Raw genomic sequence first — 13,851 nt, forward strand, 5'->3', positions numbered from 1 at the left:
CAGCGAGCAGAGCCAAAAGAAAAACCCCGGTCTTGACCGGGGTTTTGTCATTTCAGCGTCAATCGGCTCAGTTGAACCGGCCCGCCGCATGGGCAAGCATCGTATAGACCTTGCCGGTATCGGAGGTGAGGTAGGATTGTGTCACGGTCCGGTCGCGGTCGGTGCGGGCCACGTCGGCAAGCAGCTTCTCGAAATCGGTGATGTAGCGGTCCACGGCGGTGCGGAATTCCGCTTCCCGCTCATATTTGCGCTTGATTTCGTCGAAGGTCGTCTGACCCTTCAGCGTATAGAGGCGACGGGTGAAGACGTCGCGCTCGCCGCGCTGGTAGCGACGCCACAGCTCCACGGAGGCATCGTGATCGATGGCGCGGGCGATGTCGACCGAGAGCGAGTTCAGCGATTCCACCATGTGGCGTGGATTGCGGGTGTCGGCCGCACGGGTCGGCTGCTGTTCCGCGCCGGCGCGTGGTGCGGACGCCGCTGGCGTTTCCTGTGATGCGCCGCGCAGCAAATCGCTGATCCAGCCGCCGCCTTCTTCGCGGCGTCCGGCCGGAGCACCCGGCTGGGCCGGGGCAGGCGTCTGACGGCTCTCGACCTGACGGTTCTCAAGTGGCAGGGTGCCGCGCAATGCGGCCGGTGCGGGAGCAGGCTGCGGCTGGGCCGGGCGCTGCTGCTGAACCGGAGCCGGAGCTGCCGGCTGCGGACGCGTCTCGACACGGCGCTCGGCTGCCGGCTGGGTTGCGGCTATGGCGCGGGCGACCGGTTCGGAGACTTCCATCTGGTGGGTCGAACGACCGACGAGCTGGGAAATATCCTGCAGGGCCTTGATCTGTTCGGAAACGGCGCGGCGCATGGCGGCAGCGCTTTCCTTGGCCTCTTCCGGCAGGTCGAAGGCGCCGCGCTTCAGTTCCGCACGGGTCGCATCCAGTTCGCGGCGGATATCGTGGCTCGAGCGGCGGATTTCGTCCGTCGCGCCGGCAAAGCGGCTGACGGCTTCTTCCACGGCCTGACGCAAAGTTTCCTTGAGGCTGGCTGCGGCGGCATTCGATTTTTCCGAGGCGCTGCCGAGAAGATTGTCGACTTCCGAAAGCGAGGATTCGACACCGCCACGCAGGCGGTTGACCAGCTCGTCGGAATATTTCTGCGCGTCGGACAGCGTGCTTTCAATCGAGCGGCTGGCATCCTGACCGGCGGAGAGCAGGGCGCCCCGCATGGTCTGTGCCGCCGAGCGGGCGCGCTGTTCGGTCTCATCGAGCGAACGGCCGATATCGGAGAAGGAGGCCTGCAGATTGTCGCGCAGATTACCGGCGACGTTCTGCGAACGCTCCTCGGCCTCGTTGAGCGTGGTTTCCACCACGCCGATGACGTTGCGCATGGCGCTTTCGATTTCCTCGGAACGCTTGACGAGGCCGACGGACAGGCTGCGCAGCGCGTCCTGGCGCTCCTCCAGCGTGCCGACGAGGCTCGACTGTGCGGCATTGAGGAGCTCGGAAGCCTGGCTCAGCACCTTCGAATGTTCCTCGAAACGGCCGACGATGCCGGCAACCTGCGCCAGCGTCTGGCCGGAAATATTCGACAGGCGGTCGATCTTTCCTTCGAGCAGACGGCTGGAGCTGGACACCATGTCGGCGGCCTGCGAGGCGGATTCGGAGAAGCGGGTCGCCGAGGCGTTCAATGCCTCGTCTGCCGCGCCGAAGCCCTGTGCGGCGCGCTCGACAGCGGAATTGAAGTTGGTTGCCGACTGTTCGACGATTTCCGCCATGCTGTTATGGGTCTGCGACAGCATATCCGTGCTCTGGCGGGTGGCGGCCACCAGCTTGTTGGCCGCATCGCTGCCGGCGCGGGCATATTTGTCGATGCCCTGTTCGACGGCGTCCGCCATGGCCGTATGCGTCTCGGACAGCATGTCGGTGCTCTGGCGGGTGGCCGCGACGAGCTTGCTTGCCGCATCCGTTCCGGCAGCGGCGTAGTCGCTGATCGCCTGTTCCACCATGCCGACCATGCCGCTGTTGCTCTGCGACAGAAGGTCCGCGCTTTGCTGGGCTGCGGAAACGATCTTTTCGGCGGCTTCGCGGCCGATGGTGGCGTATTCGTCGACGACTGGCTTGGCTTTCTCCTCGATCAGGCGCGAAAGCTCGGCGGAGCGGCTGGCCAGCATCGAGTTGAGTTCGCGGGTGCGGTTGTCCAGCGCCGAGCGGATGGATTCGCCGCGGGCGTCCAGAGCGGATTCGACACCCGTGAGCGTCTCGGAAATGACGCCGACCTGAGAGCGAACGACGGCTTCAGCCTCGGCAACCTTGTTGACGATGATGTTGCCCGCCTCGGAGAAGGTCTGAGCCACGGCGGCGGCCTGACCGGAAAGACGGGTCTGGGCATCCGAAATGCGGTTGACGATCTCGCCGGAGCGTTCCTCGATGGCCTTGGTGAAGGCCTCGTTCTGCGCCTGCACCTGTTCGGCGAATTCCGAACCGGACTTGGCGAGAAGGGAGGTGGAGCGCACGGCTTCTTCGCCGATACTCTGGGTGGCGGAGGTGACCGCGCCGCGCAGGCTGACGGCGAGATCGCTCGCCTTGCCTTCAATGGTGCGGTTGACGTTTTCAAGACCGATGGTCAACGCCCGGTCCATGGTGCCGAGGCGTTCATCGATGCGGGCCGTGCCGGTATCGAAGGTCTCTGCCAGACGGCTGGTACGGTTTTCGAACGTGTCCGCGACACGCGTGGTCTGTTCGTCCAGAATACCGGTGATGCGCTCGGCTGCCTCGTCGCTGGTGCGGGCGAAGACGGCCGTCTTGTCTTCCAGCGCTTCGGCAAAGCGGCGGCCGGCATCTTCGATCGAGGTGTTTACATTGGCCAGATCGCCGCCGACGCGTGCCTGCAGCGTATCGAGCGAGGTCTCGATACGGGCGCCGGTCTCGTCGAGACGGGTGGTGACATTGCCGATAGAGGTCTCGATTTTCGAGGACAGGGCATCCGTCGCACCGCCGATTTCGCGGGCAGCCTCGCCGATCTTGACGGCGATGTCGCCGGCGCTGTTGCGCAGGCGCTCTTCCAGCGTCTGCGCGCTGCCGTCGATTGCCTTCTGCAGCGTTTCCTGCTGGGTTTCGAGCGACAGTTCGAGCATGCTGGCGCTGGAGGCGACCGTGGTGCCGATCATCATCGCCTGTTCGGAGAGCATGTCGCCCATCTGGGTCGTGGCAGAGCTGAGCGTCGCGGCAAGATCCGCCTGGCGCTGATCGAGCGCGGTGCGAATATCCTCATGCGATTGCGACAGATTGCTTTCGAGGCGGGACACGCCTTCTTCCACCGTCTGGGCAAAACGGGTGCTGCCGTCTTCGACAACGCTTTCGATGCGGTTGGCCGCGCCCGAAACGCTCTGCTCGATCAGGCCGCTATTGCGCTCCAGCGATCCGGCAATGCGTTCAGCCTGCGAACCGAGCATGGTTTCGAGCCGCTCATGGCCGCTGGCAAGCGCGTTTTCAAGCGTGAATGCGGTGGCTTCGAGGCGCTGGCCGACGCCGGCTGCGGCAAGCGAAAGCGACGATGCTCTGGCATCCATGGCCTCGGCAATACGGTCCTCGACGCCGGAAATCGCCATGTCGAGCGCCATGGTGCGGCTGTCGAGCGCGTCTGCGATGCGCTCCTCCGCACCGGAGACGATGCCCGAGAGGGCCGCAGTACGGCTGTCGAGCGCGCCGGCAATGCGGTCTTCGACACCGGAAACGGCATTATGCAGCGCTGTGGTGCGACCGTCGAGAATATCGGCGATCTTTTCCTCGACACCGGAGAAGCTCATATCGAGCGCCATGGTGCGGCTGTCGAGCACATCGGTGATCCGCTCTTCCGCGCCGGAAACGACGGTCTTCAGCGACTCGGTTCGGCTGTCGAGCGCCCCGGCAATACGGGTCTCGGCGCCGGCCACCAGTTCGCCAAGGGCTGCGGTGCGGGTGTCGAGCGCTTCGGCGATTTTTTCTTCCGCGCCGGAGAATGCCATGTCGAGCGCCATGGTACGGCTGTCGAGCGCATCGGCGATGCGTTCTTCGGCACCGGAGACCACGGCGTTGAGGGCTGCGGTGCGGCCATCCAGCGTTTCCGCGATACGGGTTTCAGCACCGGCGACCACGTCTCCGAAGGTTGCCGTGCGGCTGTCGAGCGCGCCGGCAATCTTTTCCTCAGCACTTGCGACAATGCCGGTGAGGGCAGAGGTGCGGTTGTCGAGCGTCTCGAAAAGTCTTTCCTCGACATTGGCAAAGGTCATGTCGAGCGACAGCGTGCGGCTGTCCATCGTGTCGGCGATGCGTTCCTCGACGCCGGAAATGGCGCTGGAAAGCGCGGCAGTGCGGCCGTCAAGCGTATCGGCGATACGGCTCTCCGCGCCGGAGACGACGTCATGCAGGGCAGCCGTGCGGCTTTCCAGTGTGTCGGAAATGCGGTCCTCGATGCCGGAAACCGCGCCGGTGATGGCCGCCGCCCGGGTTTCGAGCGTTTCGGCAAGACGGCGCTCGACATCGGCGACGACGTTGTTGATCGCGGCGGCGCGTTCGTCGAGCATGGCGGCGAGACGTTCGGCCGTGCCGGAGACGGAGCCGGTAATCGCCATCGAACGGCTGGCGAGCGCTTCGTCGAAACGGTTCTGGCTGGCCGAAAGTGCGCCGAACAGGGCATTGCTGCGCTCCGCCAGCACGGCGTCGATCTTCTCGTGCGAACTGGTGAAGGCATCGGTGATTTCGGCGGTACGCTGGCCGATTGCGTCGCTGAAGGCCTGTGTCCGGCTTTCAAGCGCGCTTTCCAGCATTTCCTGACCCGTGCCGAGCGCGGTTGCGAGCGCCAGCGATTGATCGGTCATGGTGGTGCCGATGCGCTCCAGACCGGCGCTCAGCATGGTGTCGAGCGCTTCGGAGCCGCCGGCAACGGTCTCGTTGATGCGGGCGAGGCTTTCCATCAGCTTGCTGTCGAGGCTGCCGGCGCGCTGGTCGAAGGCGCTGGCGAACTGCGCGACATGCTCGTCGAAGGCAGAGTTGACCTGGCCGACCGTCGCCTGCATCCGCTCTTCGTAGAGGCCGGAGCGAAGATCGAGATCCATGATCGCATCGTCCGCCGTGCTCTGCAGGCTCTGGCGGAAGGAGAGACCCTTCTCCTCAAGCGTTGTGGACAGCTTGTCGAGAACGGTATCCAGCGAACCGCCGATGATCTGCTGGCCGCGGTCGATATTGCGGTTGAGTTCGAGCGTGCGCGTGGACAGCGTTTCGTTGAGCTGGCGGGTGCGCTCTTCAAGCGCGCTGTTGAGGCTTTCCGCACCGCTATCCAGTGTCGAGGCATGGATCGCGAAACGCTCGAGCAGGACTTCACCGCGCTCATCCAGCGTCGAGGTGAGGTTGTGCAGGCGCATGTCGAATTCGTTGGACAGCGTCGCGCCGGAGGAATTCAGCGCCTGAAGCAGGTTTTCGGTCTTGGCGGCGATCAGGCTGCCCATCGCTTCGGTCGAGGCGCGCGATTTTTCCAAAAGCGCGGCCGAGCGGGTGTCGATCATCGAGGCGAAAGCCTCGCCGGTCGTGGCGATCCGCATCGAAAGCTCTTCACCGACGATGGAAAGCTCTTCCTTGATCTGTTCCTGGGCGCCGACGATGGAGGAGCGGATACGCTCGGCGTGATTGACGATGGCGTCACGCTCGGCGGTCAGTTCCTGCACGAGGCTGCGCACGCGCAGTTCGTTGTCTGCATAGCTGCGCTCAAGCGCGTTGACTTCGGAATGCACGAGGGTTTCGAGTTCCGTCGCGCGGGCGATTGTGCGCTCGATACCGTCATTCATGGCCGAGACTTCACGGCGAACCGCCTGGCCGACGGACATGATGCGGTCGGACGCGACCGTTTCCGGCTCGGCAAGGCGAAGGGCGACTTCGGCCATGGAACGGGCGGCGTTGCGCAGATCGCGGGCGCGCGCCATCATGATCGCAAAGGCGAAGAACAGCATGATGGGAACGAGGATGCCAACGACGATCGCCATCAGGCCGGGGATCGCGGTGAGATCGGCCAGCGAGGCAATGTTCCACAGCGCGTTGCCATAAAGAAGATGTGCGATGCCAAGACCGCCGAGCGCCCAGATGACCGACATGATCGTGGCGTTGCGCAGCGCGCCGCCGATGGAGCCGCCTTCCAGCGATTTCAGGATCATGGCCGGGCTGCGCTTGGAGCCGTCATTGGCCGCTTCGAGATTGGGCGATCTGGGCGTCTGTTCGGCAGGCGCGCGGGCGGCCTCGGGAGCAGGGGTCTGTCTGCTTGCTTCCTTCAATCTGGCCTCCGGCTGCTTCGGCGCTGCAGTTTTCCGCGTCTCCGGCTTTTCTTCGAAAGCACCAAGCTGCAGGGCGTCTTCCAACGCCTGAAATGCAGTCTCGTCGACAGAGTCGCTGATCTTGTTATTCGCCATGCGGTTACGCCTCGTTACACATACGCCCGGCTTCATGCCGTTGACCACTTGCGTTCCGCAAGCGGACTGCCGCCATCATGCCAGCGGAACATTATCCCTTGAAGAGAGAACAATTCCGCCATTTACCAAATCCCGAATTGCTGGTGGTCCAGCTTTCGGGCGAAATTACATCACTGTGCCGCAATAACAAAGCTTGAGCTTAAGCCTCGTGGGAACGGCAGTACCGTAGTGACACATTTAGGTGTTCGAAACAATTAATGCGGATTTGCGGCGGTGGCGAAGTGTCGGCTTTTTAACAGTTTTTAAACCTGAGTTTCACGCTGAACGCCTTGTTTCGCATAAGTTTAACATAAATTAACCATAGCAGAAGATTTTCGCCCGCGTCACGCCGTAATTTAAGCCGATAGCAGCGGCCCGGATGCGTGAATACGACACAGATGTGACACGAAACAGGAAACGGCGAGACAGGAATTTCAGCCATGGCAGCGGTCAGTATTGCTTTCGAAGCTCCCGACAATTGCGGCGGTGCGCCCGCCGCCGGTAAAAAACCGATCGATTTCGATCATCTCGCCCGGCAGACGATGGGCGACAAGGATCTGGAGATCGAAGTGCTGCAACTCTTCAGCCGCAACGCCCGCGCCGCCCTGCATGAAATGGCAGGCGCCGACGACAAGGCCGTCATGGCGACGGCCCATCGTTTGAAGGGGTCTGCGCAGGCCGTCGGCGCCGCGGCCGTTTCCGCGGCCGCAGCCGTGGTGGAAGACAAGGGCAATGACAGCGCGGCGATAGCAAAACTCGCGGCGACCATCGTCGAGGCCGAAAATTTCATCCTCAAGCTCTGCCGCTGAGGTGTAACCCATCAAATTTGTCATTTTGCAAGGCCGGTTGCGTCTGTGCGCCCTTGAAGCGGGTTGCCAAGGCGGACCGGCCTTTCTATGTGTTTAGAACAGTTCTTAGATCACATTTTGGATTTCCGGCATGACAAAACTGACCATCGTTGCCTTTGACGGCACGCCCCATGAACTCGACGTGAGCAATGGCTCCACCGTCATGGAGAATGCGGTGCGCAACTCCATTCCCGGCATCGATGCGGAATGCGGCGGCGCCTGTGCCTGTGCGACCTGTCATGTCTATGTCGACGACGCCTGGTCGGAGCGTGTCGGCGGACCGGAGCCGATGGAAGAGGACATGCTGGACTTCGCCTTCGACGTGCGCCCCACCTCGCGCCTTTCCTGTCAGATCAAGATGAACGAGGAGCTCGATGGTCTCGTCGTTCATGTTCCCGAACGTCAGGGCTGAAATCTTTCGTCATTGCTAAACGCAGAAAAAGCCCCGCTCACCTGGTAGCGGGGAGCGGGGCGAGGCGGGTACGCAGCATGCAGGCGAGGGAGGAAACACCTGCGAGCCCTCAAGTGCGCACCGGGAGAACCGGAGACGGTTGCAACCGTCGGACCCGCCGTGGGCCGCAACCATTTCAAACCGTATGAACAAGCTACAATGAGTCTTGCCGGCCGCACCATGACGAGAATTCACGGGTGATATCGGACATGACGTTACGTCATGTCCCGTGTTGTTCGTTTGGATTTGGGGAAGGTACGTCCAGCGACCGTCAGCGGCGGTTCTGGCCCTGCTCGAGCCTGTTCTTCAAAAGCCGTGTCATGCGGGCATCGAAATTTTTCGATTCCACCACATCGAAGCGCAACTGATCGCGGTCGTGTTCGTCCATCACCGTCTGGGTGATCTTGCCGACCATTTCCTGCAGCGTCTCGCAGCTTTTCTGCGGGCGAAGCGACGTCAGCTGTCTTTCAAGCGAGCGGGCATGGGTGCGGGCGATTTCCGCGTGGCGCTCCTCGTGGCGCTTGATATCGGCAAGCAGCGTATCCCAGATGAAGGCCAGTTCCGCCGTGGTGCGGCGACGGTTTTTCCATTGCGGCAGGAGGATGCGGGTATTCAGCACCACTTTGGCCGTTCCGACGCTGCAAAGGCCGTTTTTCTCGACATAGGTGAGCTCGCCGCCGAATTTGATTTCGGTAGCGCCGGGATGGCGCGCGCCGGTATTACGCGTCAGCGGGCCGTGCCTGGAAAGCTGCTGGTCGAGGTCGGCGGCGGTTTTGCCGCTGATCGAAAAATAGGAATAGGTCTTGCGGACGATGGTTTCGGAAAAAGCCGATCCGGGTAGGGAAAGTGCCACTGCGGCCGCTAAAGCGGCGCAAAGAGCACGCGATGATTTGGTCATGACCCGGCCTTCCGGTTGAACTTGAAAAAGGTTTGCTGCATAGGCGGAGCGGAACTTATAAGAATTGGCATAACACTCCGTTATTCCCGAAAGGCGCGTGTTACGTGATAACAGCCGGCAGCAACGCGTGGCAAGCGGCCCATGGCCGCTCCCTGAAACTTGATGGGCGTGGCCGTATTATGGCCATCGTCAATGCAACGCCCGATTCCTTTTCCGATGGCGGCCGTTATCTCGCCGTCGATGCGGCTTTTTCCCATGCGCTGACCTGTGTGGAGGAGGGCGCTGACATCATCGATATCGGCGGCGAATCCACCCGGCCGGGTGCGGCCGTAGTAACGGAGGCCGAGGAACAGGACCGGGTGCTTCCCGTCATCGAAAAATTGCGCCGCGAGACGGATGTACTGATTTCCGTCGATACCTATCGCGCCTCGACAGCGCGGCTGGCGGTCGGGGCGGGCGCACATATCGTCAATGATGTCTTCGGCCTGCAGAAAGACGCGGAGATGGCGGGCGTGGTCGCCGCCACCCGCGCCGGCGTGTGCATCATGCATACCGGCCGCGACCGGCAGAAGCTTGCCGATGTCATCGTCGACCAGTTCGAATTCCTCAATCGCTCGCTGGAGATCGCCGAGGATGCGGGTATTGCCCGTGACGCCGTCGTGCTCGATCCCGGTTTCGGTTTCGCCAAGGACGAGAGCGAAAATGTCGCGCTGATGGCGCGTTTCGGCGAACTTGCCGCTTTCGGCCTGCCGGTTCTCGCCGGTACGTCGCGCAAGCGTTTCATCGGGTCGCTGACGGGCCGGGATGCGGCCCATGAACGCGATATCGGAACGGCTGCGACCACCGCGATCCTGAGGCTTGCCGGCGCTTCGATTTTTCGCGTGCACAATGTTGCCGCAACCCGCGATGCGCTGGCAATCGCCGATGCGGTTCTTGCCAAAACGTCGGCAAAGGCCGATGCGTAGATCAACGAGTGCCCGAATGCCGTGTCCCGAAGGTGGCGCGGCTTTTGGGCGAAACAGTCCTGCCATGGAGGCGATGCGATGAGCCGCTATACCATCATCCTGAAAAACTGTTCTTTTTTCGCCCGTCATGGCCTTCTCGAGCAGGAGGAGGTGCTGGGCCAGCGCTTTTTCGTCGATGCCGAGATGGAAGTCGAGGCGGGTGATGCGCTGGAAACCGACGATATCGAAAACACCGTCGATTATGGCGTGGCTTTCGCCGTCATCGAAAAAATCGTTGTCGGCCAGCGCCGCTATCTCATCGAGGCGCTGGCGAACGACATCGCCAAGGCGCTTCGCGCCCGTTATCCGCAGATCGTCTGGCTCAGGATCACGGTACGCAAACCTTCGGCGCCGGTTCCCGGCATTCTCGATTATGCGCAGGTGAGCGTTGAACACCGTGCCTGAAAAGATGACCGTCGCCGCTTTGGGGCTCGGCGGCAATATCGGCGATCCTGCCGCCGCCATGGCAAGGGCGCTGCGCGAACTCGATGCGCGTGACGATTGCCGCCTGCTGGCCGTGTCCGACCTTTACCGCACGCCGCCCTGGGGCAAGACGGATCAGGCGGATTTCTTCAATTGCTGCGCCTTGGTCGAAACCTCGCTTTCAGCGCCTGCGCTGCTGCAATTATGCCTCGACATCGAAAAGGGCATGAAGCGGGTGCGCACGGAACGCTGGGGTCCGCGCACCATCGATATCGATGTGCTGACCTATGGGAATGAGTCTCTCGTTACGGAAAGCATCGAAGTGCCGCATCCGCGCATGACGGAGCGCGCTTTCGTGCTGATGCCGCTTGCCGATATCGCGCCCGACCTTGAGGTAAAAGGCAAGCCCGTGCGGCAATGGCTTCAACAGGCGGACAAGACGGGCATTGTCAGCGCAAACGAAAAACGGGAGTGGTGGACACTCCCGCTTGGCGATGGCTGAGAAGAGTATGGCTTTTACGGCTTGATCGAACCGACGGCGAGTTGGTCGATATCGCGCGCCAGCGTCACGCCGATGACCGGGATCATCTGGTCGGCGACCTTGACCGAAATGGTGATGTTCATCGAATTGTCGTTCGAGACGCGGGCGACCATCGCACCGTTGAGCTTGGCGCGGTTGATGCCGACGACGACCTTGTCGCCGCTGACCTGTCCGGAGGTGATGTCCAGTCCCTTGCCTTCGGCGCCGTCGAGGAATTTGCCCTCGTAAGAGTTGCCCTTCTGGCTGATGACGGCGGACATGGGCTGGCTGAAGACGCCGACGCGGCAGGTGCCGCCGAGCTTGATGCCGGTCTGCTTGTCGTCGAGCGGCTCGCCCGTCAGATCGCAGGTGAACTTCGTGCCCTTGTATTTGCCGGCGACGATTTCGCCCGGGCCTTTCCAGACACCGGCCACGGAGCGGAAGAACACGTCGTCGCGATCGCGCGATGCCGCATGGACGTCAGACATGCCGAAACCGCCGCTGACGGACAATATGGCGGCAAGCCCGCCCACAAGCGAAAAGAAGCGCGAATACATGATACTTTCCCCGGCGAAGATGCCTGTTCGATAGGCTGCAATCTACCGGCGGAATGGTTAATGCTTGGTTTATTTCGCTCTCATTTGCGGCGTCGTTCGTAACCTTTTGAACCGCCCAAGCCGGAGCAATCAGGCTTTTTCACCGGTTTTTCCACCGCTTAAATCGGGTGTGAGGTCGGACATGAAATCGCCGATCCCCGGCCGCTTCACCGCCCTGAACGGCAGCGGACGGCACAGATACATCGCGGCAATGCCGATTCGCGCCGTCATCAGGCCGTTGACGACGCCTTCGCCGAGTCGCGCCGAGAGTTTCGAGGCAAGACCGTGGCCGAGAACCTGCTGGGCGAGCCCGTCGCCAACGGCGATCGAGCCCGTGACGGCAAGATGGGCGACGACATCGCGCAGGAGCTTCAGCATGCCGAGCGTACCGGGACGGCCGCCATAAAGCTCCGCCATGGCGCGCACCAGCCGCGTCACTTCAAACAGCACATAAGCGAGATCGACCACCGCGCGCGGGCTGACGGCGGTGACGACGGAGACGCGCTTGGACGAATTGAGAATGAGGGCGCGGGCCTGCCGGTCGAGCGGAACGAGCAACTCACGCTCGGCAAGCTCGATCAGATGCGGGCCGTCGATCACATCGTTTTCCGTTTCCTTCAGCGCCGCACGCCCCTTGGCCGTTTCGGCCCGATGGGAGAGAACGGCATTCAGGCGGGCGACGATGGCGCGTGCGGGTTTCGGGCTCTTGTCGAGGCTCGCCGTCTCGGCATCGGCCTTCAAGGATTGCACGGCGTTAAGCCGCATGATGCCGAAGACTTCCCGGCCGACGAGAACGAGAACGGCGAAAAGCGCCACAATAAGAGCGGTAGTGGCCGTGTAACCCAGCCAGTCGGAACGGGAGAACAGGTTGCGGATGAGCTGATCCGCCCACAGCCCGAAGGCGAGCGAGAACAAGACGCCAAGCGCGCCGAGCGCAAGCTTGCCGAAGGAGAAGCGGCTTTTCTTCGGAGACGCCACCGGCAAGGCGGCGGCATCGATCTCCTCAGGCGCCAGAAACGGATCGTCCTCGTCGGGCGTCAGCGAAATCTCGGCGTCGAAGCTGCGCGGCGCGCGTTTCTGTGCGGCGGACGGTCGTGCCCTCTCTTCGGTTTCAAGCGTGAAAGCGGCCGGACGGCGCGCCTGCGGATCGTTTCGTGTGGGAAGCTTCATGCGAGCTTGTCTCCGAACAGGAACTGCATGGCGCGGTCGAGCCTGATATGGGGAACGGAAAGCCTGATGCCGCCGCTGCCCGGCTCATCGATATTCGGCGGGCGGAAGCGCACGACATTGACGTCCGGCAGCGACGCCTTGTCGCCATCCCTATCGATGCTGCGGAAAAGCGGCTCGGGATATTCAGGCAGATCGCCGGGAAAGATCGCCGTCTTGCGATTGCCGTCGAAAGTCTCGCCATTGATGGTTTCACCGGCCATGGGCGTGCCGACGATAACGGGCAGCTCGTGGCCATCCTGTCGCACGCTCGCCTCTCTGGTGGCGCGCACGGAAGCGAGCGCCATGACCTCGATGCCGGCGCCATTCATGCCGATGGTGGTGATAGCGCGGTCCACCAGACGGCGGGTCAGGCGCTCCAGCCGGTCGTGGCTTTCGTGATGCAGGTGATCGGCCTTGGTGGCGGCGATCAGCACCTTGTCGATACGCCGGCCGATCAGCGACGACAGCAGGCTGTTGGTGCCGGGGCGGAAACAGGCGAGAACGTCGCCCAGCGCCCGCTCCAGATCCTGCACGGCTTCAGGGCCGCGATTGACCGCCTGCAGCGTGTCGATCAGAACGATCTGCCGGTCGAGACGGGCGAAATGCTCACGGAAGAAGGGTTTGACCACAATCGACTTGTAGGCGTCATAGCGCCGTTCCATCATGGCACGCAGCGAGCCTTTCGGCGCTTTCTCATCCGTCAGGCCGGGAAGTGGCGCGAAGGTCAGCGCGGGCGATCCTTCCAGATCGCCGGGCATCAGGAAGCGGCCGGGCGGCAAAGTGGAAAGCGACCTTTCGTCTGATTTGCAGGCTTTCAGATAGGCCGCGAAACTTTCGGCCAAACGTCGGGCCGTCATCTCGTCGGCCGGTGCGTTGATATCGAGCGAAGAGGCGATCGCCAGCCATTCCTGCGCCAGTTCGGCGCGGATGCCGCTTCCGGCAAGGGCGACGGTCGCGTCGCTGAACTGTTTATAGTCCTGCGACAGAAGCGGCAGGTCGAGCAGCCATTCGCCGGGATAATCGACAATATCGATGGAAAGCTTGCCGGCCGAAAACCATCGGCCCCAGCCGCTGGCGCTCTGATAATCCAGCGTTATCCTGAGTTCCGAGATCGCCCGTGTCGAATCCGGCCACAGCCGGTCGCGCACCAGCGCCTGAATATGATCCTCATATTGAAAACGGGGAATGGCGTCATCCGGCTGCGGCTCCAGCCGCACATTCGAGACGCGTCCGGACCGCATGGCCTCGAACAGCGGCAGCCGGCCGCCATTCAGGAGATTGTGGACGAGGGAAGAGATGAAAACCGTCTTGCCCGCCCGCGAAAGGCCGGTAACGCCAAGCCGCAATGTCGGGTGGGTGAGGTTGCTCGCACGGTCGGCCAGATTATCGAATGCGATAAGCGCGCTGTCTGTCAGGGACGTAAGAGAAGGCGGCAATGGCAG

10 protein-coding genes are annotated in these 13,851 nt (G+C 62.4%); 5 read left to right on the top strand and 5 right to left on the bottom strand.

Annotated features, from left to right (window positions below; all coding sequences use genetic code 11):
- Positions 1-67 precede the first annotated feature (67 nt).
- On the bottom strand, positions 68-6,421 hold the full coding sequence (locus CFBP4996_RS05110) for an apolipoprotein A-IV repeat region-like domain-containing protein (protein ID WP_137396228.1): 6,354 nt from the start codon (positions 6,419-6,421) through the stop codon (positions 68-70).
- A 479-nt stretch (positions 6,422-6,900) separates the two neighbouring features.
- On the opposite strand from CFBP4996_RS05110, the gene CFBP4996_RS05115 reads away from it, so the two are divergent.
- Complete coding sequence (locus tag CFBP4996_RS05115; RefSeq protein WP_080852165.1) at positions 6,901-7,269, top strand: Hpt domain-containing protein; 369 nt, start codon at positions 6,901-6,903, stop codon at positions 7,267-7,269.
- A 130-nt stretch (positions 7,270-7,399) separates the two neighbouring features.
- On the top strand, positions 7,400-7,720 hold the full coding sequence (locus CFBP4996_RS05120; RefSeq protein WP_080852164.1) for a 2Fe-2S iron-sulfur cluster-binding protein: 321 nt from the start codon (positions 7,400-7,402) through the stop codon (positions 7,718-7,720).
- Between the two features lie 310 nt (positions 7,721-8,030).
- Here the strand turns inward: CFBP4996_RS05120 and CFBP4996_RS05125 are convergent, their stop codons facing one another.
- Positions 8,031-8,657: a DUF922 domain-containing Zn-dependent protease gene (locus CFBP4996_RS05125; RefSeq protein WP_020810826.1), complete on the bottom strand. Its 627-nt coding sequence runs from the start codon at positions 8,655-8,657 to the stop codon at positions 8,031-8,033.
- Between the two features lie 179 nt (positions 8,658-8,836).
- Between CFBP4996_RS05125 and folP the strand changes: the two genes are divergently transcribed.
- The 3 genes from folP (at position 8,837) to folK (ending at position 10,586) form a co-directional block, all read left to right on the top strand.
- Entirely contained in the window at positions 8,837-9,622 is a 786-nt protein-coding gene (gene folP / locus CFBP4996_RS05130) for a dihydropteroate synthase (RefSeq protein ID WP_080852162.1), read from the top strand.
- Positions 9,623-9,700: 78 nt separating this feature from the next.
- Positions 9,701-10,066 carry a dihydroneopterin aldolase gene (folB, locus tag CFBP4996_RS05135; protein ID WP_003502532.1) on the top strand — a complete coding sequence of 122 codons (366 nt, stop codon included), beginning with the start codon at positions 9,701-9,703 and terminating at the stop codon, positions 10,064-10,066.
- A gap of 4 nt (positions 10,067-10,070) precedes the next feature.
- Entirely contained in the window at positions 10,071-10,586 is a 516-nt protein-coding gene (gene folK / locus CFBP4996_RS05140; protein ID WP_170988575.1) for a 2-amino-4-hydroxy-6-hydroxymethyldihydropteridine diphosphokinase, read from the top strand.
- Between the two features lie 14 nt (positions 10,587-10,600).
- On the opposite strand, the gene CFBP4996_RS05145 is transcribed toward folK, so the two are convergent.
- From CFBP4996_RS05145 to CFBP4996_RS05155, 3 genes are all read right to left on the bottom strand, one after another.
- On the bottom strand, positions 10,601-11,161 hold the full coding sequence (locus CFBP4996_RS05145; RefSeq protein ID WP_003521427.1) for a hypothetical protein: 561 nt from the start codon (positions 11,159-11,161) through the stop codon (positions 10,601-10,603).
- Between the two features lie 129 nt (positions 11,162-11,290).
- The gene (locus tag CFBP4996_RS05150; RefSeq protein ID WP_080852160.1) at positions 11,291-12,370 is read right to left on the bottom strand and encodes a YcjF family protein; all 1,080 of its coding nucleotides are present in this window, start codon (positions 12,368-12,370) and stop codon (positions 11,291-11,293) included.
- A complete protein-coding gene (locus CFBP4996_RS05155; RefSeq protein WP_080852159.1) occupies positions 12,367-13,845 on the bottom strand; it encodes a YcjX family GTP-binding protein in 1,479 nt (492 codons plus the stop codon). The genes CFBP4996_RS05150 and CFBP4996_RS05155 overlap by 4 nt, the downstream gene beginning before the upstream one ends.
- Positions 13,846-13,851: the final 6 nt, after the last annotated feature.

The sequence above is a fragment of the Agrobacterium leguminum genome (assembly GCF_005144435.2).
Lineage (GTDB): Bacteria > Pseudomonadota > Alphaproteobacteria > Rhizobiales > Rhizobiaceae > Agrobacterium > Agrobacterium leguminum.

What these genes read in the sequence shown, in the direction of transcription:
- CFBP4996_RS05110 (WP_137396228.1), bottom strand. Translation starts at nt 6,421, where the DNA reads ATGGCGAATAACAAGATCAGCGACTCTGTCGACGAGACTGCATTTCAG.
- CFBP4996_RS05115 (WP_080852165.1), top strand. Translation starts at nt 6,901, where the DNA reads ATGGCAGCGGTCAGTATTGCTTTCGAAGCTCCCGACAATTGCGGCGGT.
- CFBP4996_RS05120 (WP_080852164.1), top strand. Translation starts at nt 7,400, where the DNA reads ATGACAAAACTGACCATCGTTGCCTTTGACGGCACGCCCCATGAACTC.
- CFBP4996_RS05125 (WP_020810826.1), bottom strand. Translation starts at nt 8,657, where the DNA reads ATGACCAAATCATCGCGTGCTCTTTGCGCCGCTTTAGCGGCCGCAGTG.
- folP (WP_080852162.1), top strand. Translation starts at nt 8,837, where the DNA reads ATGGCCATCGTCAATGCAACGCCCGATTCCTTTTCCGATGGCGGCCGT.
- folB (WP_003502532.1), top strand. Translation starts at nt 9,701, where the DNA reads ATGAGCCGCTATACCATCATCCTGAAAAACTGTTCTTTTTTCGCCCGT.
- folK (WP_170988575.1), top strand. Translation starts at nt 10,071, where the DNA reads ATGACCGTCGCCGCTTTGGGGCTCGGCGGCAATATCGGCGATCCTGCC.
- CFBP4996_RS05145 (WP_003521427.1), bottom strand. Translation starts at nt 11,161, where the DNA reads ATGTATTCGCGCTTCTTTTCGCTTGTGGGCGGGCTTGCCGCCATATTG.
- CFBP4996_RS05150 (WP_080852160.1), bottom strand. Translation starts at nt 12,370, where the DNA reads ATGAAGCTTCCCACACGAAACGATCCGCAGGCGCGCCGTCCGGCCGCT.